Source organism: Pseudomonas sp. R1-6 (genome assembly GCF_051132115.1).
Classification (GTDB): domain Bacteria; phylum Pseudomonadota; class Gammaproteobacteria; order Pseudomonadales; family Pseudomonadaceae; genus Aquipseudomonas.
Window position 1 is genome coordinate 4,021,716 of record NZ_CP071662.1, and the last position, 23,984, is coordinate 4,045,699.

Annotated in this window: 22 protein-coding genes and 1 riboswitch; of the genes, 5 read left to right on the plus strand and 17 right to left on the minus strand. The window is 62.0% G+C overall.

Translation table 11 applies throughout. The features are described 5' to 3' along the window. Positions 1-63: 63 nt before the first annotated feature. Complete coding sequence (locus J3P81_RS18130) at positions 64-1,257, minus strand: MFS transporter (protein WP_434560157.1); 1,194 nt, start codon at positions 1,255-1,257, stop codon at positions 64-66. A 103-nt stretch (positions 1,258-1,360) separates the two neighbouring features. Between J3P81_RS18130 and J3P81_RS18135 the strand changes: the two genes are divergently transcribed. Beyond that, positions 1,361-1,900 (plus strand): TetR/AcrR family transcriptional regulator, encoded by a 540-nt coding sequence (locus J3P81_RS18135; protein WP_420767880.1) that lies wholly within the window; start codon positions 1,361-1,363, stop codon positions 1,898-1,900. Between the two features lie 87 nt (positions 1,901-1,987). On the opposite strand, the gene J3P81_RS18140 is transcribed toward J3P81_RS18135, so the two are convergent. Further along, positions 1,988-2,950 carry an IS110 family transposase gene (locus tag J3P81_RS18140; protein ID WP_434560159.1) on the minus strand — a complete coding sequence of 321 codons (963 nt, stop codon included), beginning with the start codon at positions 2,948-2,950 and terminating at the stop codon, positions 1,988-1,990. 363 nt (positions 2,951-3,313) lie between these two features. Between J3P81_RS18140 and J3P81_RS18145 the strand changes: the two genes are divergently transcribed. Then, positions 3,314-6,784, plus strand: a complete 3,471-nt coding sequence (locus J3P81_RS18145) for a hybrid sensor histidine kinase/response regulator (RefSeq protein ID WP_434560161.1) — start codon at positions 3,314-3,316, stop codon at positions 6,782-6,784. 74 nt (positions 6,785-6,858) lie between these two features. On the opposite strand, the gene rmuC is transcribed toward J3P81_RS18145, so the two are convergent. Beyond that, positions 6,859-8,241 carry a DNA recombination protein RmuC gene (gene rmuC, locus J3P81_RS18150; RefSeq protein ID WP_434564135.1) on the minus strand — a complete coding sequence of 461 codons (1,383 nt, stop codon included), beginning with the start codon at positions 8,239-8,241 and terminating at the stop codon, positions 6,859-6,861. A 175-nt stretch (positions 8,242-8,416) separates the two neighbouring features. After that, positions 8,417-8,740, minus strand: coding sequence for a sel1 repeat family protein (locus J3P81_RS18155; RefSeq protein WP_434560163.1), 324 nt, complete (start codon positions 8,738-8,740; stop codon positions 8,417-8,419). A 902-nt stretch (positions 8,741-9,642) separates the two neighbouring features. Here J3P81_RS18155 and J3P81_RS18160 point away from each other — a divergent pair. The 3 genes from J3P81_RS18160 to J3P81_RS18170 all read left to right on the plus strand — a co-directional run bounded on the left by J3P81_RS18160 (position 9,643) and on the right by J3P81_RS18170 (position 12,043). Continuing rightward, a complete protein-coding gene (locus J3P81_RS18160; RefSeq protein ID WP_249875763.1) occupies positions 9,643-9,867 on the plus strand; it encodes a hypothetical protein in 225 nt (74 codons plus the stop codon). Positions 9,868-10,141: 274 nt separating this feature from the next. Continuing rightward, positions 10,142-10,624, plus strand: a complete 483-nt coding sequence (locus tag J3P81_RS18165; protein WP_434560165.1) for a hypothetical protein — start codon at positions 10,142-10,144, stop codon at positions 10,622-10,624. 144 nt (positions 10,625-10,768) lie between these two features. Continuing rightward, the gene (locus J3P81_RS18170; RefSeq protein ID WP_434560167.1) at positions 10,769-12,043 is read left to right on the plus strand and encodes an OmpP1/FadL family transporter; all 1,275 of its coding nucleotides are present in this window, start codon (positions 10,769-10,771) and stop codon (positions 12,041-12,043) included. A gap of 98 nt (positions 12,044-12,141) precedes the next feature. On the opposite strand, the gene J3P81_RS18175 is transcribed toward J3P81_RS18170, so the two are convergent. From J3P81_RS18175 to cobO, 13 genes are all read right to left on the minus strand, one after another. Next, on the minus strand, positions 12,142-12,690 hold the full coding sequence (locus J3P81_RS18175) for a glutathione peroxidase (RefSeq protein ID WP_420767432.1): 549 nt from the start codon (positions 12,688-12,690) through the stop codon (positions 12,142-12,144). Between the two features lie 182 nt (positions 12,691-12,872). Next, the gene (locus J3P81_RS18180) at positions 12,873-14,081 is read right to left on the minus strand and encodes an MFS transporter (RefSeq protein ID WP_434560169.1); all 1,209 of its coding nucleotides are present in this window, start codon (positions 14,079-14,081) and stop codon (positions 12,873-12,875) included. Between the two features lie 52 nt (positions 14,082-14,133). Continuing rightward, positions 14,134-14,538: a MarR family winged helix-turn-helix transcriptional regulator gene (locus J3P81_RS18185; protein ID WP_030142382.1), complete on the minus strand. Its 405-nt coding sequence runs from the start codon at positions 14,536-14,538 to the stop codon at positions 14,134-14,136. A gap of 71 nt (positions 14,539-14,609) precedes the next feature. Then, the gene (locus J3P81_RS18190; RefSeq protein WP_434560171.1) at positions 14,610-15,341 is read right to left on the minus strand and encodes an adenosylcobinamide-GDP ribazoletransferase; all 732 of its coding nucleotides are present in this window, start codon (positions 15,339-15,341) and stop codon (positions 14,610-14,612) included. A 2-nt stretch (positions 15,342-15,343) separates the two neighbouring features. After that, the gene (gene cobC / locus J3P81_RS18195; RefSeq protein ID WP_434560173.1) at positions 15,344-15,919 is read right to left on the minus strand and encodes an alpha-ribazole phosphatase family protein; all 576 of its coding nucleotides are present in this window, start codon (positions 15,917-15,919) and stop codon (positions 15,344-15,346) included. After that, positions 15,916-16,971 carry a nicotinate-nucleotide--dimethylbenzimidazole phosphoribosyltransferase gene (cobT, locus tag J3P81_RS18200; protein ID WP_434560175.1) on the minus strand — a complete coding sequence of 352 codons (1,056 nt, stop codon included), beginning with the start codon at positions 16,969-16,971 and terminating at the stop codon, positions 15,916-15,918. Before cobT ends, cobC begins: the two co-directional genes overlap by 4 nt. Next, on the minus strand, positions 16,968-17,489 hold the full coding sequence (cobU, locus tag J3P81_RS18205; RefSeq protein ID WP_420767519.1) for a bifunctional adenosylcobinamide kinase/adenosylcobinamide-phosphate guanylyltransferase: 522 nt from the start codon (positions 17,487-17,489) through the stop codon (positions 16,968-16,970). Before cobU ends, cobT begins: the two co-directional genes overlap by 4 nt. A 132-nt stretch (positions 17,490-17,621) precedes the next feature. Beyond that, positions 17,622-19,073, minus strand: a complete 1,452-nt coding sequence (locus J3P81_RS18210; protein WP_434560177.1) for a cobyric acid synthase — start codon at positions 19,071-19,073, stop codon at positions 17,622-17,624. Next, complete coding sequence (gene cobD, locus J3P81_RS18215; protein ID WP_434560179.1) at positions 19,070-20,062, minus strand: threonine-phosphate decarboxylase CobD; 993 nt, start codon at positions 20,060-20,062, stop codon at positions 19,070-19,072. Before cobD ends, J3P81_RS18210 begins: the two co-directional genes overlap by 4 nt. Then, positions 20,055-20,963 (minus strand): adenosylcobinamide-phosphate synthase CbiB, encoded by a 909-nt coding sequence (gene cbiB / locus J3P81_RS18220; RefSeq protein ID WP_434560181.1) that lies wholly within the window; start codon positions 20,961-20,963, stop codon positions 20,055-20,057. Before cbiB ends, cobD begins: the two co-directional genes overlap by 8 nt. Further along, positions 20,960-21,610, minus strand: coding sequence for a 5,6-dimethylbenzimidazole synthase (gene bluB, locus J3P81_RS18225; protein WP_434560183.1), 651 nt, complete (start codon positions 21,608-21,610; stop codon positions 20,960-20,962). The genes cbiB and bluB overlap by 4 nt, the downstream gene beginning before the upstream one ends. Then, the gene (locus tag J3P81_RS18230) at positions 21,607-23,019 is read right to left on the minus strand and encodes a cobyrinate a,c-diamide synthase (protein WP_434560185.1); all 1,413 of its coding nucleotides are present in this window, start codon (positions 23,017-23,019) and stop codon (positions 21,607-21,609) included. Before J3P81_RS18230 ends, bluB begins: the two co-directional genes overlap by 4 nt. After that, positions 23,016-23,627 (minus strand): cob(I)yrinic acid a,c-diamide adenosyltransferase, encoded by a 612-nt coding sequence (gene cobO / locus J3P81_RS18235; protein WP_420767442.1) that lies wholly within the window; start codon positions 23,625-23,627, stop codon positions 23,016-23,018. The genes J3P81_RS18230 and cobO overlap by 4 nt, the downstream gene beginning before the upstream one ends. Before the next feature lie 81 nt (positions 23,628-23,708). Next, positions 23,709-23,918, minus strand: a riboswitch (cobalamin riboswitch). Between the last annotated feature and the right edge of the window lie 66 nt (positions 23,919-23,984).

Consider the following 23,984-nt stretch of genomic DNA (forward strand, 5'->3'; position numbering starts at 1 on the left):
CCGGATCGAATATCTATATAACGGGTAATTTCTCTATATCTATTCTGTTCTATAGATAAGCAATCAGGGCCGAAGCCCGTCCGCCAGCGGCCGTGCGGGTTCACGCAACAAGCCCACCAGCGCGCCGGCGGCCATGACAATCAACACCGCGCCGTAGCCGTCCGTGGTCGGAATCAGGCCGAAAATACGGGTCAGATTCCCCGCCAGCAACGATGGCAGGCTGAAGGCCAGATAGCTGAGCACATAGAACGCCGACATCAAGCCAGCCCGCTCGTGGGGCAAGGCCAAGGGCATGATGCTGCGCAGCGCGCCGATGAATCCCGCGCCGAAACCGCTGCCGGTCACCAGCGTGCCGATGAAAAACAACGGCAGGCTGGCCGCGTGTACGGCCATCAACACCAGGGCCAGGCCAAGCACCAGCAGCGTCGCGCCAAGACGCAGCATCATTTGCGCGGCGCGGTTACGCAACATGTAGATCGACAATGCGCCGCTGAGTGTCAGCACGGCCACCAGCGAGCCGCCGATCAGGTTCGATGTCGAACCGGTGGCGGCGCGAACCAGGGACGGCGCCAGGGACAGATAGAAACCACCGACCGCCCAGGCCGCCAGGTCCAGCGGCAGGATCAGCCACAACGCGCGCCGCGCCTGGACCGGCACATGCAAGGTGGGGCGCAACGACCGCCAGGCCCCGGGCTGCGGGCTAACGCTTTCGGCCAGGCGCCAGAGATAAACCGCCTGGACCAGAAACAACGCCAGCAGCAGCCAATAAGTCAGTTGCAACGGCATCGGCGCAAATTCTGCCAGCAGGCCACACCCCATCGCGCCACACGCCATGCCCAGCAGGGGCGCAAAGCTGGTGACTAGGGGGCCTTGCTGGCGATCGAAGTCCAGCAACGCGGCGCCCAGCACACTGGTGGCCATGCCGGTGGCGAAGCCTTGTATCAGTCGCGCGCCCATCAACCAGCCCACACTGTCGGCATTGATGAATAGCAGCATCGCCAGCATGTTGAGCAATAATGCCGCGAAGATCACCGGTCTGCGACCGAGGTAGTCGGACAACGAGCCGACGACCAGCAAGGCCGCCAACAGACTGAACGCATACACACCGAAGATCAGCGTGAGGATCGCCGGAGAGAACTGCAGATGTTCCTGGTAGAGGTGATACAACGGCGTCGGCGCGCTGGAGGCCGCCAGAAAACCGAGCAAGGTGATCGCCAGGAAGATGAGACTGGCGCGGGTCGAAGCTGGACGAGACATGGGCACGCTCCACGAGGAGATTCATAAAAGCTAATTTTTTGCTTTTGCGGAGTGTGCTACCGGCATGCGCTTAAAGCAAATTCTTTGTGTTAAGGTCCGATGCATGGCTATTAAAGAAGGTTTACGCCCCGGCGGCAGAAGTGCCCGGGTTCAGGAGTCGATTCACTCGGCGGTACGCGCCCTGCTCCAGGAGCAGGACCGCGCCACCTTGACCGTGCCGCAAATCGCCGCGCGCGCCGGGGTCACGCCGTCCACCATCTACCGGCGCTGGGGCGATCTGCCGGCGCTGTTGGCCGACGTTGCCATCGCGCGCATGCGCCCGGACAGCGAGCCGGCCAACACTGGCAGCCTGCGCGGCGACCTGCGCGCCTGGGCCGAGCAGTACCTCGACGAGATGAGTTCAGAACCTGGCCGCAATATGATGCGTGACATCCAGGCTTGCGCCACGCCGGGGTATTGCGTGGGCATTATCAGCGGCCAGTTGCAGATCATCCTGGATCGTTATCCCGACGAGCCGAACCCGGGTATCGAGCGACTGGTGAATGTGATCGTTGCGCCGACGGTATTTCGAATCCTCTTCGCCACTGCGCCGCTGGAGGTCGAGGAGCTGTATCGGTTGGTGGATATGGCGTTGGATCAGTGAAAATGCCATCGCGAGCAAGCTCGCTCCCACATTGGATTTCGGTGTGCCACAAATCTTGTATTCGATAAATAGCCATTGTGGGAGATTCTATGTTGCAGGGGAACCCTGCAGCATAGAATTAGAGCGATATTCGCTCTGGTTTTTCATCAGGGCGAATGCCACCCGACACAATTTACGGGCGAGGCTCACCAACGCTTGGGTTCTGGCGAAACCTCTTGCCAAGCAGGACTCGTAGTAAGGCTTCCAGACTGGAGACCGGCAAGCCGCCATTGCTGCGGTGTGTGCCAAGCGTCGCAGCTCGCCATCTCCTTTCTTGCTCAGGTGTCTGGGACTGTGTTTTTTTCCGGAGTCTTTTGGCCTCAGGTCCATCCCTAAAAAGGCAATGAACGCATCGCCGCTGGCGAAGTCACCTCGCATGAATGCGGTCGCCAGGCTTGTTGCCGTCAGTTCGCCCACACCCTCAATGGCTTTGCAGCGGTTGATATTCTCAGTAATCCCCGCCCCTTGGCTGGCTTCACGCAATAACTTCTGAATGGCCCGATCGCTTTGCTTGAAGGCGTCCAGTTGCTGGGTCAGGATATCTTTCAGAAGCGGTTCGCTCGACCAGCTCAGCATGAGGCTGACGCGAGCTTTGATCAGTTCTGCACGCTTGCGTAGCAGGCTTCTTAGCACTTTGTAGGCATCTGAAGGTGGTGTCCAGGCACGTAACCGTTGCTGTTCATTCGTCAGATAACGCGCCAGCAAACGTGCATCACAAGGGTCGGTTTTTGCCCGCTGCCCAATGCTTTCGCGGTAATGGGCCACACGATAGGCATCCACAACATAAACCCTGTGCCTCATCCCATGGGCCAGTTCAGCCGTATCCAGGTGATAAAAGCTGGTGGCTTCCAAGGCAATCAAGCTTTGCGCTGGCAACATTTTGAGCCAACGGACAAGGGCTTCACGATTGTTATCGACGATTTGAATGCTTTTCAGATCCTCGCGATAAGCGACAATTTCAGCCTTGGCGACATCAATACCGATAACCGCTGGAGAGGTAAGGATTGTCATCTCGAATCCTCGGAGCTAGGGTTTAGATGCTTGTCGGGGTCTACCGTAGCGCTGGCTTGCTTCTATCGTCGGTTTTACCGATGAATTCCTTATCGGCGCTTTAGGTAGAAAGGGCGGGATGAGAAGTCTCCCACGGTCCGTACTGGCTAGAGTCGGAATCGAGCTTTTAGTCCTGCCCACCCCTTCAAGTCTAAACATACAAGCGAGCTTGCTCGCGATGAGGCCGGCAACATCGCTGCATAAAAAAATCCCACCCGCGACACCCCGCCACGCCTCGACCTTGGTCGACACTGACGAACCCGAGCGGGCGTGCGAGACTGTCTTGCCGGGCCCAAGCCCGGGCGTATTTGTCTGGGAGTTTCCATGTCGCTGTCCAGCGGGCTGATCGCCGTTGTCGCCCTGGCCTATATGGCCATCATGTTTGCCATCGCCTTTTACGGCGACCGACGCAGCACACCGCTGCCACCACGTGTGCGCGCGTGGGTCTACAGCCTGTCGCTGGCGGTGTATTGCACCAGCTGGACGTTTTTCGGCGCCGTGGGCCAGGCCGCCGAACAGCTCTGGTCATTCCTGCCGATCTACCTCGGGCCGATCCTGCTGCTGGTACTGGCGCCGTGGGTCTTGCAGAAGATGGTGATGATCAGCAAGCAGGAGAACATCACCTCCATCGCCGACTTCATCGCCGCCCGCTACGGCAAATCCCAATCACTGGCAGTGGTGGTCGCCCTGATCTGCCTGGTCGGCGTGCTGCCTTACATTGCCTTGCAGCTCAAGGGTATCGTGCTCGGCGTGAACCTGTTGATCGGCGCCGGTGCCGACGCCATGGGCACCCGAGCGCAGGATACTGCGTTGATCGTCTCGCTGATCCTGGCGCTGTTCACCATAGTCTTCGGCACTCGCAACCTCGACGCCACCGAGCACCACCGCGGCATGGTGCTGGCGATTGCCTTTGAATCGCTGGTCAAGCTGTTCGCCTTCCTGGCGGTTGGCGCGTTCGTCACGTTTGGCCTTTATGACGGCTTCGACGACCTGTTCAACCAGGCGATGCTCGCGCCACGGTTGGAGCAGTATTGGAAGGAGACCATCAACTGGCCGTCCATGGTGGTGCAAACAGGCGTGGCGATGATGGCGATCATCTGCCTGCCACGGCAGTTCCACGTCACCGTGGTGGAGAACATCGAACCCCAGGACCTGCGCCTGGCCAAATGGGTGTTCCCAGCCTACCTGGCCCTGGCCGCCCTGTTCGTGGTGCCGATCGCCCTCGCCGGGCAAATGATGTTGCCCAGCTCGGTACTGCCGGATTCGTTCGTCATCAGCCTGCCACTCGCCCAGGCCCATCCGGCGCTGGCGGTGCTGGCCTTCATCGGCGGCGCCTCGGCCGCCACCGGCATGGTCATCGTGGCGAGTGTCGCCCTGTCGACCATGGTCTCCAACGACATGCTGCTGCCATGGCTATTGCGCCGCAACAACGCCGAGCGGCCTTTCGAAGTGTTCCGCCAATGGATGCTGTCGGTACGCCGGGTGAGCATCGTCGCGATTCTCCTATTGGCTTATGTCAGCTACCGGCTGCTGGGTTCGACCGCGAGCCTGGCCACCATCGGCCAGATCGCCTTCGCCGCCGTGACGCAACTGGCACCCGCCATGATCGGCGCGCTGTACTGGAAACAGGCGAATCGACGCGGCGTGTTCGCCGGCCTCGCCATGGGCATATTCCTGTGGTTCTACACGCTGGTGCTGCCGATCGCCGCCCATAGCCTGGGCTGGTCACTGAGCAGCTTCCCCGGCCTGGCCTGGCTGCATGGCAATCCGCTGGATTTGCCGATCACGCCGCTGACCCAAGGTGTCGTCCTGTCCCTGGCGGGCAATTTCATATTGTTCGCCTGGGTTTCGGTCCTGTCGCGCACACGCGTGTCGGAGCATTGGCAGGCTGGACGCTTCATCGGTCAGGAGATCAGCGCCCGACCCAATCCTCGCTCGATGCTGGCGGTCCAGATCGAGGATCTGTTGCAGCTGGCGGCCCGCTTCGTCGGCGAAGAACGGGCGCGCCAGAGCTTCATTCGCTTTGCCTATCGCCAAGGCAAAGGCTTCAACCCGAGCCAGAACGCCGACAGCGAATGGATCGCCCATACCGAGCGGCTGCTGGCCGGTGTACTCGGCGCGTCGTCGACGCGAGCCGTGGTGAAAGCGGCCATCGAAGGCCGCGAGATGCAACTGGAAGACGTCGTGCGGATCGCCGACGAAGCGTCCGAAGTGCTGCAATTCAACCGAGCGCTGCTGCAAGGCGCCATCGAAAACATTACCCAGGGCATCAGCGTGGTCGACCAGTCCCTCAGGCTGGTGGCCTGGAACCGTCGATACCTGGAACTGTTCAATTACCCCGACGGCTTGATCAGCGTCGGTCGGCCAATCGCCGACATCATCCGCTACAACGCCGAGCGCGGCCTTTGTGGCCCGGGCGAGGCCGAAGTCCATGTCGCCCGGCGCCTGCACTGGATGCGCCAGGGCCGCGCACACACCTCGGAACGCCTGTTCCCCAACGGCCGTGTGATCGAGCTGATCGGCAACCCGATGCCCGGCGGCGGTTTCGTCATGAGTTTCACGGACATCACTGCTTACCGCGAAGCCGAACAGGCCTTGACCGAAGCCAACGAAGGGCTGGAACAGCGGGTGGCCGAACGCACCCGCGAACTGTCGCAACTCAACCTCGCGCTGACCGAAGCCAAGAGCACGGCCGAAGCCGCGTACCAGTCCAAGACCCGCTTTCTGGCCGCCGTCAGCCATGACTTGATGCAGCCTCTCAACGCCGCGCGCCTGTTCTCCGCCGCGCTTTCCCATCAGCACGACGGCTTGCCGAGCGAAGCCCGGCAGTTGGTGCAACATCTGGACAGCTCGTTGCGCTCGGCCGAGGACTTGATCACGGACCTGCTGGACATCTCCCGATTGGAAAACGGCAAGATCAACCCCGACCGCAAGCCGTTTGTCCTCAATGATCTATTCGATACCCTCGGCGCCGAGTTTACCGTGCTGGCTCGAGAGCAAGGCTTGAAATTCCGGGTTCGCGGCTCGCGGCTGCGAGTCGACAGCGACATCAAGCTGCTGCGCCGCGTGCTGCAGAACTTCCTCACCAATGCCTTCCGCTACGCCAAGGGCCCGGTGCTGCTAGGCGTGCGCCGGGGCAACGGCGAGCTGTGCCTGGAGGTCTGGGACCGCGGGCCGGGGATCGCCGAAGACAAGCTGCAAGTCATCTTCGAAGAATTCAAACGCCTGGACAGCCATCAGACCCGGGCCGAAAAAGGGCTCGGCCTCGGCCTGGCAATTGCCGATGGGCTGTGTCGCGTGCTCGGCCATACCTTGCGCGTGCGTTCCTGGCCAGGGCGCGGCAGCGTGTTCAGCGTCAGCGTGCCATTGGCCAGTAGCCAAGCCGTCGAGCCCACTATCGTGATCGAAGCCAACGGCCATTTGCCCAGCGGCGCACAGGTGCTGTGTGTCGATAACGAAGACAGCATCCTGATCGGCATGAACAGCCTGCTGACCCGCTGGGGGTGCCGCGTATGGACGGCGCGTAATCGTGAAGAATGCGAGCGCTGGCTCGCCCAGGGCGGCCGGCCGCAACTGGCGCTGGTGGATTTTCACCTGGACGACGGCGAAACCGGGACCGAACTGATGGCCTGGTTGCGCACGCGCATGGGCGAGCCGGTGCCCGGAGTGGTGATCAGTGCCGATGGCCGGCCCGAGACCGTGGCCCAGGTGCATGCGGCGGGATTGGATTACTTGGCCAAGCCGGTGAAGCCGGCGGCGTTGAGGGCGTTGTTGAGCCGGCACTTGCCGTTGTAATAGGGGAAAAAGTAAACCCCTGTGGCGAGGGAGCAAGCTCTCTCGCCACAGGGGTCCGGTGCAAACCTCGGAGGCTACTGACCCTGGCTTTCTTCGCCGGTCTCCTCTGGCAACCCATCCATGTCCGCCATCGCCCGTTCAAGCAACTCCGTAGGCAAGCTCTTGCTCGCCCTGGCGCCGAGCAGTTTCAACTGCTCGCTGCGGCTGACCAAGTTGCCGCGCCCTTCCGTCAGCTTATTGCGTGCGGCGCTGTAGGCTTTGTCCAACTGCTGCAAGCGACTGCCGATTTCGTCCAGGTCCTGGATAAACAGGACGAACTTGTCATACAGCCACCCCGCCCGTTCGGCGATTTCCCGGGCGTTCTGGCTCTGGCGCTCTTGCTTCCACAAGCTGTCGATCACCCGCAGCGTCGCCAGCAGCGTGGTCGGGCTGACGATCACGATGTTGCGGTCGAAAGCTTCCTGGAACAGGTTCGGCTCGGCTTGCAAGGCTGCGGAAAATGCCGCTTCGATCGGCACGAACAGCAAGACGAAATCGAGGCTGTGCAGACCGTCCAGACGCTTGTAGTCCTTGCCGGCCAAGCCTTTGACGTGGGCTCGCAATGACACGACGTGCTGCTTGAGAGCCAACTGGCCGATGGCATTGTCTTCGGCCGCCACATATTGCTGGTAGGCCGTGAGGCTGACCTTCGAATCGACCACCACCTGCTTGTCGCCGGGCAGATAAATCAATACGTCCGGCTGGAACCGTTCGCCATCCGGCCCCTTGAGACTGACCTGGGTCTGGTATTCGCGGCCCTTCTCCAAGCCGGCATGTTCCAGGACCCGCTCGAGGATCAACTCGCCCCAGTTGCCCTGGGTCTTCTGGCCCTTGAGCGCACGAGTCAGGTTGGTGGCTTCATCGCTCAGGCGCAGGTTCAGCTGTTGCAGGCGCTCCAGTTCCTTGCCCAGGGAAAATCGCTCCCGGGCCTCGGCCTGGTAGCTTTCCTCGACGCGTTTTTCAAAGGACTGGATGCGTTCCTTCAGTGGGTCGAGCAACTGACCCAGGCGCTGCTGGCTGGTTTCGGCGAAACGCTGTTCACGCTCGTCGAAGATTTTTCCCGCGAGCTCGGCGAACTGGGCCCGCAATGCGTCCCGCGAGCCTTGAAGATCGTCCAGGCGCTGCTGATGGCTCTCTTGCTGCTCGCGTAATTCGGCCTGCAACGAAGCAGCCTGGGCATCCAGGCGTCGCAATTCAGCTTCCTTATTGGCACGCTCCAGGTTCCAGGCATGCGCCGCGTCCCTTGCGTTGTCACGCTCGATCTGCAGCATTTCGACCTCGCGACGCGCAGCCGCAAGCTCGGCTTGCCTGGCGGCATTGGCCTGGCCCAAGTCACTGATTTCGTCGCGGCAGGCATCGAGCTGGGCATTCAACCCATCGTGTGCCATGTGGGCGGTCGCCAGGCGTTCTTCCATCAACGCCAGCTCGGTCTGTGCCGCGCTTGCCTGGCGTTTCAGGTGCCAGGCCAATGCCAACAGCGGCACCGCAGCGCCTGCCAGGCCAAGCAACAGGCTGGTCAAATCCATCGCCATGACAATTCCCGCGCAAGAGATAAAGCCCGAAGGTTAACCAAGCAACCCGGCGTTGCCCAGCTCAGTCTTCGATCTCGCCCAATGCCTGGCGGGCACGATGATCGCCGGCCCGCGCGGCCTGGCGCAGCAGGTCCTGGCCAATACGCCGGTCCCGTGCATTGCCGCATTCGCGGCACATCAGCTGACCGAGGCGACTCTGTGCGGCCACCACGCCTTCGCGCGCCGGTTGTTTGAGCAGGCGTCCAGCCAGGTGCTTGACGCTGGGACGCTCTCCCAGGCTCGGGCTGTCCAGCAGCCACTCGGCAACTCGCATCGATATGCGCTTGGGAGGGGTAACACCTGAGGGTGCGGAGGTAACAGGATTTGATACTGAGCGAAACTTCATAACGCACTACGGGACAGATCGGAAGGCGCGCAACTCTACTCCTTTTTTCGTACGGGTAAAGTCGAAAAAAACCGGCACGCCCGTTCTAGAGCAAGCGCTTGGGACAATCCACAGAAGCTGTGGATAACTCAGTGGACAACCTACCCTGAACTCGCCGCAAGCCCTATGGAACGGGGCCTGCGCTCAAACTGTCGATTTTTTCACCAGTAAAAAAAAGCGATGTTTTTCATTGACTTAAATTTTGGATACAGGCACCCGCCCCGGATTGTTCAAAGATGACAATACGGTGACAGCGGCCCATAGGAGTGTGTACAAGTAACAGCTGAAGTGGTTATATCGCTGCGCTTTTTTGACGCATCTGGCGCTCAAGACCCTGTGGAAAAGCCCCCGATCCCAGACTTTTACACGCTGCGCGCTTTCGCGCCCCAGCGGCAGCACCGGCATTTTTCTGACCAACGGCCTTCCCTAACGCGGCTTGATTCGATAATATCCGCGGCGTTAGTACCAAGCTGAAAGTCAATTCCGGGTCGGAAACATCTCAGCGGTCAGCTATCCCCACGGGAGGCCTGCCGAAAAAGAGACCGCCCCCCTCGATGGTTTCCAGGTAATGCTCGCGCTGCGCACTTCGAACGAATCCGAAGCTGCCGCCAGGCTCATTATTCTGACCGAACCAACCTGCAAATTGATCAGGATCTTCACCCCGGGCCCAGAACCTTTGCCCTCGATGTGTTGCCTGCCCTCCTAAGTACCTACCTGCCAGCCCAAGCGCGCCCTTTTATAGCGCTCAAACTGGCTGCTTTGTTCCAGTCGGGTTCTTCGTTCGACCAATGGTGGTCGACGTTACTGGAACGTTTTAACGTTGCACGGTTCTTAATCGTGTCATTTGTAGGAACACCCATAACATGTCTAATCAAATCCAGACACAGGATGCCATCCGCACCCTAACCAACGCCTTTGCTCCAATGAACTGCCTGATCATGGCCGCTCGCAAAGGCTGCTTCAGCTTCACGCTGGTCAACGAACACGGCATCGCCCGTCACAGCGAACGCTTGTATCCCGACCAGTACTCCAGCGCAGAACCGCTGCAGGCGGTCATCGAGCGTACCCGTCAGGCACTCGTTGCCTGACACGCCAGGACACTGAAGCATCCAAGGCCCCGCCCAAAACGCGGGGCTTTTTATTGCCCGGCATTTCTCGATAAAGCGCAACGGCTTAAGTACAAACAGCTATAACGGTCATAACCGTTCGATGAACATGGTTTAAAAACAGGCCTTTACAGCGCAGATATGACACTACACTTCAACTCGAGCGGCATGATCCGCTTCGGCGGAGCCTGATCCGATCCACCTGCTGCCAAGCCCACACCGTCAGGCTCCGCCCATTTCCCGTTTCGAGGATTTTATGGGTATCGCTGCCAGCGAACTGTGTCGTTATGTGATCCGCCCGACGCTCCTTTACCTGGGGAGCCACAGCACAACGGCGGAAAACCTGTTGCTGGGGATCGCCGCCAGTCAATCAGGCCTGGGCGCCGCGTTGCACGATCGTCGTGGGCACGGCTTGTACCGCATCACTGAACCGCGCCATCAAGCCCTGTGGGACGATTACCTGGCGTTGGATCCGGAACGAGCCAGCCTGGTGCGAGGCCTGGCGAGCCAGCATGCTTTCCTGAGCGGCCCTCATCAGGAATTGACCGTCAATTTGCGCTACGCCACGGCCATCGCTTGGTTGCTGGTTGAAGAACACGCCACCTCGCTTCCCGATTCAAACGATTTGCTCGCCATGGCCCGCATCTGGCGCCAGGTTTTTCATCCCACTGGTCGCCTGCGGGATTTTACCTGCGCGTGGCAAAACTGTGTTTCACCCTTGAACCAGGTCGCTTGCTGAATGGAAAAAAGGAAACTTCCTACAACTGCGACGATTTTGGTCGGATTGTCCTACAAAACCCCTCTAAATCAAGCCATACAAGCTATAGCGCTTGGGCAAAAATGTTGGTAATTTTCGCCCCGGTGATCACCTGGAGTTCTAACAATGAAAAAAATGATGCTCAAAACCACCCTTGGCCTTGCCGTTACCTTGGCATCCACCCAAATTTTCGCCAGTGGCTTTGCCTTGAACGAACAAAGCATCAGTGGCATGGGCACTGGCTTCGCGGGTCGTTCTTCTTCTGCCGATGATGCGAGCACCGTGTTTGGCAACCCTGCCGGCATGTCGCGCCTCAAGCGCCAACAAGTCACCGGCGGCTTCGCCGTCATCGACGCATCCACCGACATCAACGATGCCAGCGGCACCCAGTCCGGTACGAACGATGGCGACATGGTCCCGTTCACCGGCGTTCCGATGGGCTACTACGTCAAGCCAATCGACGATCAATGGGCATTCGGCCTGGGCGTCTACGCCCCCTTTGGCCTGATCACCGACTACGAAAGCAGCTTCCAGGGCCGCAATTTCGGCAGCAAGAGCGAAGTGAAGGTCGTGACCTTCCAGCCAACCATCAGCTACGCCTTCAATGACAAGGTGTCGATCGGTTTTGGCCCGACTATCAACCGGATTTCGGGTTCGCTGGAGTCGGCGTTGACCACGCCATTCTCGCCTAATGATGGCAACGTCCAGATCAAGGGCGACGATATTGGCTACGGCTACAACATCGGTTTGCTGGTGCAAGCCACTGACACCACCCGTGTCGGCCTGACTTACCACTCGAAGGTCAAATACAAGCTTGAGGGCCACACCGAAGTGAGCCCGGGTGCTGGTACGCCAGGCTTCCTGTTGAGCGGTGACCGATACGACGCATCGCTGGACATCACGACCCCTGAGTCCGTGGACTTCTCGGTAACCCAGGAAATCAACGATGCCTGGACTGTCTATGCCGGTAGCACCTGGACTCGCTGGAGCCGCCTGAAAGACATCACCGTGAACAACGACATCACCGGCGGCGGCGCATTGAACCCAACCCTCTTCGGCACCATCACCGAAGAACAGAACTGGCACGACACCTGGGCCTACGCCATCGGTACCTCCTACCAGTTGAACAAGCAATGGGTACTGCGCACCGGCCTGTCCTTCGACCAGTCGCCGACCAACAACGCCGACCGTTCGCCTCGCATTCCTACCGGCGACCGGACCATCTTCAGCCTGGGTGCCGGCTGGAGCCCAACCGACGACCTGACCATCGACGTGGCCTATTCCTATCTCAAGGAAGAAAAAGTCAACGTCAACAGAGCCAACGCCCTGGGCCAGGCCTACAATGCTGAATACGAAAACAGCGCCAACGGCTTCGGCGTCGGCGCAACCTACCGCTTCTGATGATCCACGGCGAGCAGGCATAAACAGCCGGTCGCCACCTGAAGCAAAAAAAAGCCCCGCTCTCTGTAAAGAAAGCGGGGCTTTTTCGTGGTTGAGGATCAGGGTTTGGAAGCGATAGCCGTCTCCACCGCCTTGATGAAATCAGGATCGTCGGGTTTTATCCGACTGGAAAAGCTGCCAACCACCTTGCCCTGGCGATCCACGACGTATTTGTAGAAATTCCATTTCGGCGCGCTGGACTGTTCGGCCAGGTGCTTGAACAAGGGAATGGCATCCGCGCCCCGTACCGGTTGCGGTTCGGTCATGGTAAAGGTCACGCCATAGTTGACGTAGCAAACCTTGGCGGTCTCCGCGCCGTCCTTGGATTCCTGCTTGAAGTCGTTGGACGGCACGCCCAGCACTTCCAGCCCTTCACTTTTATAGCGCTGGTTAAGCGCCTCGAGCCCTTTGAATTGTGGAGCGAACCCACAGAAGCTGGCCGTGTTGACCACCACCAACGGTTTGCCGGCGAAACGCTGGCACAAATCGACGGTTTCCTTGGCCCGCAGCTTGGGCAGCGAACCCTCCAAGAGTGACGGGCATTCAGCCGCCCATACATGCCCGGTCATAGCCAGTAACAGGGTGGGAACAGCAAACCAACGCATCATGTCGGATTTTCCTTGTAAGCCTGTCAGACCACGACGTTACTCCGCGCGCCCGATGCCGTCCACACGTCAGCAGCTGCCCATGCCCAGCTGCATCAAAGCCAACCCGCCCTGGCGCCAGCCCCACCAGGCGACCGCCAGCAGCGCGGCGGCGCCGGCTGCGATCAACCATGGGCCGACGCGGCTCATGCCGCACCCGCCTGGGCTTGCAGGCGGGCAACCGGGCGCTCACGCACCGGCCAGTTCAACGCAGCCGCGAGCAGGCTGAGCAAAATCGACACCTGCCAGATCAAGTCGTAGCTGCCCGTGCGGTCGTACACGACGCCGCCCAGCCAACCACCGAGGAACGAGCCCAACTGGTGGAACAGGAACACGATCCCACCCAGCATCGAGAGATTTCGTACACCGAACAACGTGGCGACCGTCCCGTTGGTCAATGGCACCGTCGATAACCAGAGAAAACCCATCGCCATGCCGAACAGATAAGCCGTGGTCGTCGTCACCGGCAACCACAGGAACAGGCCGATCACCACCGCTCGCACCAGGTACAGGCCAGTCAGCAGGCGCGGCTTGGACATGCGCCCGCCCAGCCAGCCGGCGGTGTAGGTGCCGAAGATATTGAACAGACCGACCAGTGCCAACACGGTGGTGCCGACGCTGGCCGGCAGGTGCTGGTCCACCAGATAGGCCGGCAGATGCACGCCGATGAACACCACCTGGAAACCGCAGACAAAAAAACCGACCGCCAACAGCCAGAAACCGGAATGACTGCACGCCTCGCGCAATGCTTCGGACAAGGTCTGCTCGTTGCCGCTCAGGGGTGCCGGTGCATCCTTGAGCATACTGACCAAGGGCACGATCAACGCCACCAGCAGGCCCAGCGCCAACAGCGCCGCGGACCAGCCGAGCCAACCAATCAGCCCCAGCGTGCCCGGCAACATCGCGAACTGGCCAAACGAGCCGGCCGCACTGGCGATACCCATGCCCAGGCTGCGTTTCTCTGGCGGCACGGCCCGCCCAACCACACCAAGGATTACCGAGAACGAAGTGCCGGACAGGCCGATGCCGATCAACAGGCCGGCGCTCAACGACAGCGACCAGGGCGAGTCGGCCATGCCCATGAAGACTAGGCCGACCGCATACAGGACACCACCGATCAACACCACTTTTGCCGCACCGAAGCGATCCGCCAGGGCGCCCGTGAAAGGCTGCGCCAGGCCCCAGATCAGGTTCTGCAAAGCGATGGCGAAGGCAAACACCTCCCGGCCCCAGCCGAATTCGGCGCTCATCGGCGCCAGGAACAACCCGAAGCCATGCCGCACGCCCAGGGACAACGCCAGGATCAGCGCACTGCCCACCAGGACCCAACCACAGGTACGCCACATCGATGTCATTCTTATTCTCCGGTCGCGGGTATATACCCACTTATCATCGGACGAACCGGCGTCACGCCAACTCATCCAGCAAGGCCAGCAAGGTCGCGCGCTTTTCGGCACCGAGCTTGTCGATCAATTTCTGTTGTGCCGCTTCCCAGGCCGGCAATGCCGCCGCCAACCGGGCATTTCCCGCCTCGGTGAGCACAACGATGCGGTTGCGCAAATCGTCGCCCTCAGCCAACTTCACCAACCCCTCGCCTTCCAGCACCCGTAGGTTGCGCCCTAGGGTGCTGCGGTCCAGGCCCATGGCCTCGGCCAGGGACGAAATGCTCGGCTGGTCCAGGCGCGCCAGGTTATTGAGCAAAGAATACTGGGCAACGTTGATCCCGAAGCCATCGAGAGCGCCGTCGTAGTACCTGCTGACGCCACGCGCGGCGCGACGCAGGTTGATGCACAGACATTGGGAAGGAAGCATGATGCGTGTATATACCCGCGACTAAATGAATGCAAATTTAAATGAGGCCCTGACCGCTGACAAGCCGGGATTCAGCTCAAGGCCAACGCCACCAGAACCGCCATTTCCAGCAATTCCAGCAAGGCGCCCGCCGTGTCGCCGGTGCATCCCGCCAGCCTGCGCAGCATGATGTGGCGCAAACCGATAAATACCAGCACGGCGACCGCCAACGTCCACAGCCCCGCCCATCCCATCACCAGCACGCACCCCAGCGCTCCGGCCCACAACACCTGCCAGCCCGAGCGGCGCGGCAAATGATCGGCCAACGCTTGGCCCAGCCCGCCGGCACGCACATACGGCGTGGTGAGGAACAACCCCAGCAAGGCGCTACGCCCCAGCACCGGCACAACGAGCAAGGCCAACGCATCCCCCTGCTCGATCAGCGCTACCAGCGCGGTCCATTTGAGCAGCAACACCAGCACCAGCGTGACCACGGCGATCGGCCCGCTGCGTGGATCCTTCATTATCAGCAACGTACGCTCACGATCGCCGAAACCGCCGAGCCAGGCATCGGCGCTGTCGGCCAGGCCGTCCAGGTGCAGCCCGCCGCTGAGCAGCACCCACGCCATCAGTAGCAGCGCGGCATGCAGCATCACCGGCGCGCCCGCCAACAGTGCATCGAGCAACCACAGCAAACCGCCGAACAACAGCCCCACCACGGGATAGAACAACAGCGAACGCCCCAGCTCGCGGGGCTCAGGCATGCCCGGCAAGCGAATCGGCAAGCTGCTGAGAAATTGCAGGGCGATCCAGAAGGACAACATGCTCAGCCAGCCTCTCTAAGCACGGGGCCGGAGGACACCGCCAGGGAAAACAGCGCACCATGGCCGACTTCGACATTCAGTAATTGCTCGCGTGGCAACCCCCGGGCCTGGGCCAGTAGCAAGCGCATCACGCCGCCATGACTGACCAGCAACACGCGCTGACCGGCATATGCGAGGTGCAAGCGCTCGACCGCCGCCAGCACCCGCGCCGAAAACGCCGATACCGGCTCACCTCCGGGAGGTGTGAAGGCGTAAGGATCGGCCCAAAAGCGACCGAGGGCCTCGGCGTCGGTCTCCATCAATGCCGCCGCGCTGCGACCTTCCCAGGCGCCGAAATGCAACTCTTGCAAGTCTTTGTCCGCCTGCACCGGAACGCCAAGTCGGGCGCCAAGTTGTTCGGCGAAACGGGCGCATCGCTGCAATGGCGAGCACACCAGGCGATCCCACGGCCCGCCTTGGGCGACCGCCTCGTGCATCTGCTCCCAGCCCCTGGCCGTCAGGGCGTCGTCGAGGCTGCCGCGCAAGCCGCCGCCCAGCTCGGTTTCACCGTGACGCAGCAGGTCCAGGCGCAAGGTCATGCCGGGCGATCCGCCACGGCCGCTTCGGCAAACGTCGCCATCTGCCCGTGAAGGTCACAGGCCAGGCGCAACAACGGCACCGCCAGCGCCGCGCCACTGCCCTCGCCCAGGCGCAAGCCCAAGTCCAGCAGCGGTTCGGCGCCGAGGGTTTCCAACACGTGCTGGTGACCCGGCTCGGCACCGCGATGACCGAACAGCAGCCATGGGCGGCATCCGGGATTGAGCCGCACCGCCACCAGCGCCGCTACGCTGCAGATAAACCCATCCACCAGCACGGCGACGCCCTGCTGAGCGCAGGCCAGGTACGCACCGACCAACGCCGCGATTTCGAAACCGCCGAGGTTGAACAATGTCTGCAACGGGTCGCCGCTCGCACCACCGTGCAACGCCAGGGCCCGCTCGATCACCTGGGCCTTGCGGCTGACACCTGCCGCGTCCAAGCCCGTGCCCGGCCCGACCAGGTGCGTCACCGGACAGTCGAGCAAGGCACAGGCCAGGGCACTGGCCGCAGTGGTATTGCCGATGCCCATCTCGCCGCCGATGAACAATTGCGTTCCAGCCGCGACCGCGCGCGCCACGCTGTCGCGTCCGGCTTGCAGGGCCTGTTCGCCTTGCGCCAGGGTCATCGCCGGCCCCCGGACGAAATTCGCCGTGCCAGGACCCAGGTTCAAATGGCGCACGCCGTGCAAATCCAGCGAAGGCGTTACAGTGCCCAGGTCGATCACTTCCAGGGACGCGCCCAATTGCCGCGTCAGAACGCTGATGGCCGCGCCGCCGTTGACGAAGTTGAGCAACATCTGCCCGGTGACTTCCTGGGGATACGCCGAGACACCTTCGGCCACGACGCCATGATCGCCGGCGAAAATCGCAACCCACAACCGGTCAAGGTTCGGTTTGACCTGCCCTTGCAGGCCCGCCAGTTGCACCGCCACCGATTCCAGCCGCCCCAGGGAGCCGGCCGGTTTGGTCAGCTGTTGCTGACGGGCCGCGGCCTGCTCCAGCGCTTGGGTATCGACGGGCTTGCACGGGTCCAGCCACCAGCGGTGATTCATAACGCAGTTCCTTTAAGGGTCAGGGGCAAGCCGGCGACGGTCAACACGACGCGCTGACAACGTTCGGCCAGGGCTTGATGCAGCCAACCGGCTTCATCGACATAACGACGGGTCAACTCCCCCAGCGGCACGACGCCCATGCCGGTCTCGTTGCTGACGAATATGACCTCGCCGGGAAGCGCACTGATGCAGTCCAGCAGCGCTTCACGCTCGGCGACCAGCCGGTCGGCGTCATCAAGCATCAGCAGGTTGGTGAGCCAGAGCGTCAGGCAATCCACCAACAGGCATTGATCATGCGCGGCGTTTTCTTCCAGCACCCGCGCCAGCGCCAACGGTTCCTCCACCAGCGCCCATTCGGCAGGGCGCCGGGCGCGGTGCTGGGCGACACGCTCGTTCATTTCGCCGTCCAGGGGTTGGCTGGTGGCGATGTAAGTCACCGGCAAGCCTGTGCTCGCGGCGAGTTTTTCGGCCAGGCGACTCTTGCCCGAGCGGGCGCCGCCGAGGATCAGTTGGAGCATGTTCATACCCTTTCAAAATAGGCGGTGTGGGTGCCGGCCCCTTCGCGAGCAGGCCCGCTCCCACAGGATCTCTGTGCGCCGCAAGACCAATGCGGGAGCGAGCCTGCTCGCGACGACGCCAGCCCAGCCACCCTAGATCCCACAGAGCTCACGCAGCAGCCCGGTGTCCAGATGCCGCTCCACCAAATCCGCCAACCGTTCGATATCTCGCTCGCGCAAGCCGTGGTAATCCACCGTCTGTACGTCCTTCAGACCCGACCAACGCAGCAATGCACTGCTGGCTGCCGGCGACTCAAAGAGCCCATGCAGATAAGTACCAAAAATCTGTCCATCGCGGCTCTGGGCGCCATCGCAACGGCCATCGTCCAAGCGCACCGCCGCATGTTCCAGGGCCGCGCCGACGGTGACGCCCGCATGGATTTCGTAGCCGCTGACCTCGGCGTCTTCCAGGGTCAGTCGCCCGCGGACGTTGCGCAGTTGCTTTTCGCGCTCCAGGGTCGTTTCGAAATCCAACAAGCCCAACCCAGCGCTGGAACCTGCCACGCCTTCCAGCCCGAGCGGATCGTGGACCTGCTGGCCGAGCATCTGCAAACCGCCGCAGATACCCAATAACTTGCCGCCGTAGCGCAAATGGCGCTGGATGGCCGTTTCCCAGCCATTAGCCCGCAGGTAGGCCAAATCGCTGCGCACGCTTTTGGACCCGGGCAGGATAATCAGGTCGGCAGGCGGGATGGCCTGGCCAGGGCCAATGAATTGCAGGTCGACCTGCGGATGCAGGCGCAGCGGGTCGAAATCGGTGTGGTTGCTGATGCGCGGCAGCACCGGCACCACCACCTTGAGCACCTGTTCAGCCTTGTCGGCCTGGCGCTGGTCGAGGCCATCCTCGGCCTCCAGGTGCAGGTCCATTACATACGGCAACACGCCGATCACCGGTTTGCCAGTGCGCGTTTCCAACCAATCCAGCCCCGGCTGCAGCAAGGCGATATCACCGCGAAAACGATTGATGATGAAACCCTTTACCCGCGCCTGCTCGCTGGGCGAAAGCAACTCCAGTGTGCCGACCAGATGGGCGAATACCCCGCCACGATTGATGTCGGCGATCAGCAGCACTGGGCAGTCCACCGCCTCGGCAAAGCCCATATTGGCGATGTCCCCGGCCCGCAGGTTGATCTCCGCCGGCGATCCCGCGCCTTCAACCATGACGACCGGGTATGTCGCGCTCAAGCGCGCGTGGGAGGCCAGTACCGCTTGCATCGCGATGGCTTTGTAATCGTGATAGGCCACCGCGTTCATGGTGGTCACGGCACGGCCATGGATGATGACCTGTGCGCCCGTATCGCTGTTGGGCTTGAGCAGCACCGGATTCATGTCGGTATGGGGCTCGAGGCCACTGGCCTGTGCCTGAACAGCCTGGGCCCGGCCGATTTCGCCACCGTCGGCAGTCACCGCGCTGTTGAGCGCCATGTTCTGCGGCTTGAACGGCACCACCCTCACACCCTGGCGCGTAACCCAACGGCAGAGCGCCGTGACCAAGGTACTTTTGCCGGCATCGGAGGTGGTGCCCTGCACCATCAAGGTTGTCATCGAATGTCCTTGGCGTAGGCCTCGAAAGCCTGCTCGAGGCGCAGGAACCCGACATCATCGGCGGGCAACCCGAAACGCAGGCTGCTGGTGTGGGTGAACAGGCGCAGCAGAATGCCGCGATGGGCCATGAATTCATACAGGGCATGGGCGTGCGGTGTGACCAGCCACTGGAACAATGCGCAGCCGCCCTGGGGCTTGAAGCCGAAGCGTTGCAGCGTCGATGCCAGGCGTTGGCTGGTTTCTTCGCAACGCTGTCGTTGACGAACCTGGGCCTCGGTATCCAGAAGACACGCCTCGCCCAGGACCCGGGTCGGCCCGCTCACCGCCCAGGGTCCGACTTGCTCGGCGAGCAGCTTGAGCAAACGCCGCTCCGCCAGGACAAACCCCAGGCGAACCCCGGCCAGGCCAAAGAACTTGCCAAACGATCGCAATACAATCAGCCCGACCTGATGGGCGTGGGCGCTGAGGCTCAGATGCGGTGTCATGTCCATGAACGCTTCATCCACCACCAGCCAGCCACCGCGCTGGGCCAACCGTGCGTGCCAATTCAGCAAGCGTTCGGGGCTCAGGCTCAGGCCCGTGGGGTTGTTCGGATTGACCACCACCAGCACGTCGAGGCTGTCGAGGAAAAAATCGACTTCCGTCTCCAGCACTTCGCGCACGATGTACCCGCTGCGGCGCCAGGCTTCGGCGTGCTCGGCGTAACAGGGCGACAAAACACCCACCTTGCCGGCCCGGCGCAGGCGCGGCAACAGCTGGATGGCCATCTGCGAACCGGCCACCGGCAACACGTGCGTCGCTTCGTAATAATCGCAGGCGGCCTGCTCCAATCCATCGTCGGTCTCGGGCAGGCGCGCCCAGGCCCGCAGCGGGATCGGCGGAACGTCGAACGGCCAGGGCGCCAGGCCGCTGGACAGGTCGAGCCAGTCGGCCTCGGCAATGCCATATTGCCGGGAAGCCTTGCGCAGTCGTCCACCATGCTCAAGCATAAAACTCGGCTCCGAGGCAGAGAATCAGCAGCCACAACCATACGCCGCGTTGCACCAATTGCCAGCCGCGATCAATGGAATCGGCACTGGCCGGCACGCCTTCGCCCAAGGACGGACGTTGGTGCAGCTCGCCGTGGTAGATCGCCGCGCCGCCCAGTTCCACGCCCAGCGCTCCGGCGCCGGCGGCCATCACCGGCCCGGCATTAGGGCTGTCCCAGGTTGGCCCCTGGGTGCGCCAACATCTGAACGCCAGTCGGGTCTTACCGAGCAACGCGTAGGTCAGGGCCACCAGGCGCGCGGGAATATAGTTGAGCACGTCGTCGATCTTTGCCGCCGCCCAGCCAAAACGTTCGAAGCGCTCGTTGCGATAACCCCACATGGCGTCGAGGGTATTGCTCAACCGATACAACACCACGCCAGGCGCGCCAGCCACCGCGAACCAGAACAAGGCGGCGAACACCGCGTCGCTGCCGTTTTCCAATACCGACTCGGTGGCGGCGCGGGCCACGGCGTTTTCATCCAACTCGGCGGTTTCGCGGCTGACCAGATAACTCACCTGCTGGCGTGCCTCGTCCAGATCGCCACTGCGCAACGCCCGGGCCACTGGCTCGACATGTTCACCAAGGCTGCGCAAGCCGAGGGCGCAATACAACGCGAGAATGTCCACCAGCCACCCTACCAGGGGCGCCCAGGACAAGGCTGTGGCCAGCAACGTCAAGGGCAGCACGGCGATGATCCACGCCGTGACACCGTGACTGCGCCAGCCCCGTCCACCGGAGTTGAAACGCTGTTCGATACGATTGGCAAGACGGCCGAACGCGACCAGAGGATGCCAGCGCCGGGGCTCGCCCAGCAACGCATCCAGCGCCACCGCGGCGGCACTGAGCAACGCTACGCTCATGGACGCACTCCCCAGCGATTATCATAAATCAGTTCCTCGAGCGGCCGCGGTTTCGCCCAGCCTTCCAAGGCGAGCATGGGCGCTGGGTAAAAGCCCTCGACCGGCCCCAGGCACAGGATCGCCAGGGGTTTTGCGCCCTCCGGCAGGCCCAACAGATCGGCCAGGGCCTGGGGCTCGAACAACGACACCCAGCCCATCCCCAGCCCTTCGACGCGGGCCGCCAGCCACAGATTCTGGATCGCGCAGGACAGCGAGGCCAAGTCCATTTCCGGCAAGGTCCGGCGACCGAAAATGTGCCGCTCGCGGTCGTCCATCAACGCGGCCACCAGCACTTCGGCGCAGTCGTGGATACCTTCCACCTTGAGCTTCATGAATTCATCACTACGCTCGCCCAGGGCTTCAGCGGTGCGAATGCGCTCTTCTTCCACCAGGTTCTGGATTTCGCCGCGCAAGGCGTGATCGCTGATGCGCAGAAACCGCCACGGCTGCATCAGCCCGACGCTAGGCGCCTGGTGCGCGGCTTCGAGCAGGCGGCGCAGCAATTGCGGCTCGACGCTGCCGCCGATGAAATGACGCATGTCTCGGCGTTCGGCGATGGCGCGGTAGACGGCCTCGCGTTCTGCTTGGGAAAAAGTGCTGTCTGTCATGGCCGATTCGCGAGCAGGCTCGCTCCCACACTGGCAGGCGTCGTACTGGGGATCACACCATCCCCTGTGAGAGCGAGCCTGTTCGCGAAGGCTGCTTCTCGGTCCGGCGCAAACAAAGCGGCAGTCGCCCTCGGATTGGACGGAAAATAAAAATGCACGTACGAAGCCGTCATCCGCCCTTGTCGGAAAACCGCCTCCGCCCCTCGCCCGCCATTGGGGCTATGCCCACGGGCAATCGGCTCAAGCGTGGTGCTGGTCAAGGAATGATGATAGGTATGCCCGCGCAGGTTGCCTTCCGGCAGATCCACCGATTGCAGCGCGAGGGCCGCCAAGCGTTTTTGCATCTGCGCATCGCCGCTCAGCATACCCAGCAGTTCGGCGCGCGTGCCGTCGACGTCGGTGAGTGAATCGAGCAGATACAGCATGCCGCCGCATTCGGCGAGCAAGGGTTTATCGGATGCATGGTGGGCGCGGATCGCCTCCAGCATGGGCGCGTTTTGCGCCAGGGCAACGTGGTGCAGCTCGGGATATCCACCGGGTAGATAGAGGCTGTCCGCCTCGGGCAATTGGGTGTCGTGGATCGGCGAAAAGAAACTCAACTGCGCGCCCATGGCTTGCAGCAGATCGAGGCTGGCGCCATAGGTAAAGGCAAATGCCTCGTCACGGGCCACGGCGATGCGGACGCCGTCGAGCCACCGCTCAACGGCCGTCAGTTCCGGCGCCGCGAACTCCACCGAAGGCGGCAATGCCACTTCACAACTGCCCGCCAGCGCCTCGGCGGCGGCATCGAGACGCACGTCCAGGTCATTCAATTCGCTGGCCTGCACCAGGCCAAGATGGCGGCTCGGCAGCTCGATGCCGGTTTCCCGCGAAAGCGCGCCGTACCAGCGCAAGCCTTCGGTCAGGCTCCCTTCGAGCAATTGCGCGTGGCGCAAGGTGCCGACCCGATTGGCCAAGACCCCGGCGAAGGGCAAATCCGGCTGATACCGTGCCAGGCCCAAGGCCAAGGCACCGAATGTCTGGGCCATGGCCGTGCCATCGATAACCGCCAGCACCGGCACGCCGAAATGCCGGGCCAGGTCGGCGCTAGACGGTGTGCCGTCGAACAGCCCCATCACGCCTTCAATCAAAATCAGGTCCGCTTCTGCGGCGGCTTCCCACAACAACCGGCGACTTTCCTGCTCTCCGACCATCCACATGTCCAACTGATAGACCGGCGCGCCACTGGCTCGCTCAAGGATCATTGGATCGAGGAAGTCGGGACCACACTTGAACACGCGCACCTTGCGCCCCTGGTTGCGGTGCAACCGGGCCAGAGCCGCGGTGACGGTGGTCTTGCCCTGGCCTGAAGCCGGGGCGGCAATCAAGACCGCCGGGCAATGGCGGCTGGCGGTCGACACTCGGCTCACAGTTCAACGCCTTTCTGCGCCTTTATCCCGGCCTGGAAAGCGTGCTTGATCATGCCCATTTCGGTCACGGTGTCGGCCAGCTCGATCATCTCGGGCTTGGCGCCGCGGCCTGTCACGATCACATGTTGCATGGGCGGACGAGCCTGCAGATCACTCAAGACCTGATCCAGGTCGAGGTAACCGTGCTTGAGGGCGATGTTCAGTTCGTCGAGCACCACCAGCCCAATGGACGGGTCGCTGAGCAACTCACGGGACACCGCCCACGCGGCTTCGGCGGCGGCAATGTCGCGCTGGCGATCCTGGGTTTCCCAGGTAAAGCCCTCTCCCATGACATGGAAGCGCACCTGCTCCGGGAAGCGGCGGAAAAACAGCTCCTCGCCGGTGCTGTTGCGACCCTTGATGAATTGCACCACGCCACATTGCATGCCGTGCCCCATGGCCCGGGCCAGCATGCCGAACGCAGAACTGCTCTTGCCCTTGCCGTTGCCGGTCAGCACCAGCAGAAGGCCGCACTCGTTGGGCGAATTGGCGATGCGCTCGTCAATCACGGCTTTCTTGCGCAGCATGCGCGCCAGGTGGCGTTCGTCGCGATCGGGCGTGTCGGTCATGGGGGAGCTCTCCGTTGGGACTGGATAACGGCGGGCGGGCATAAAAAAGGACGGCAACGAGCCTGGCATCGCCCACCGTGATGCCGTTGGATGAATCAGGCCGGTCTCCGGGCTCATGAGCGGCGTAACGCCTGGCTGTGCGCCTTCCCATGTCATGCGACACAGTGGCCTATACGCAGCCTTGACTCATTTACCGTTGCGGGGGCAGCGCCGGGTTTGTGTGCACGCACCGGCTTCCCTGTTTCACCCTATCGGCCATTGCCATAGAGCACCTGAAACAAGCCGCGAAGGTTAGAGGGTTGGGGGTTGAGCGTCAATTAAAGCCGCGATGGGCAGCGCAATGGATATTGGCCGGGA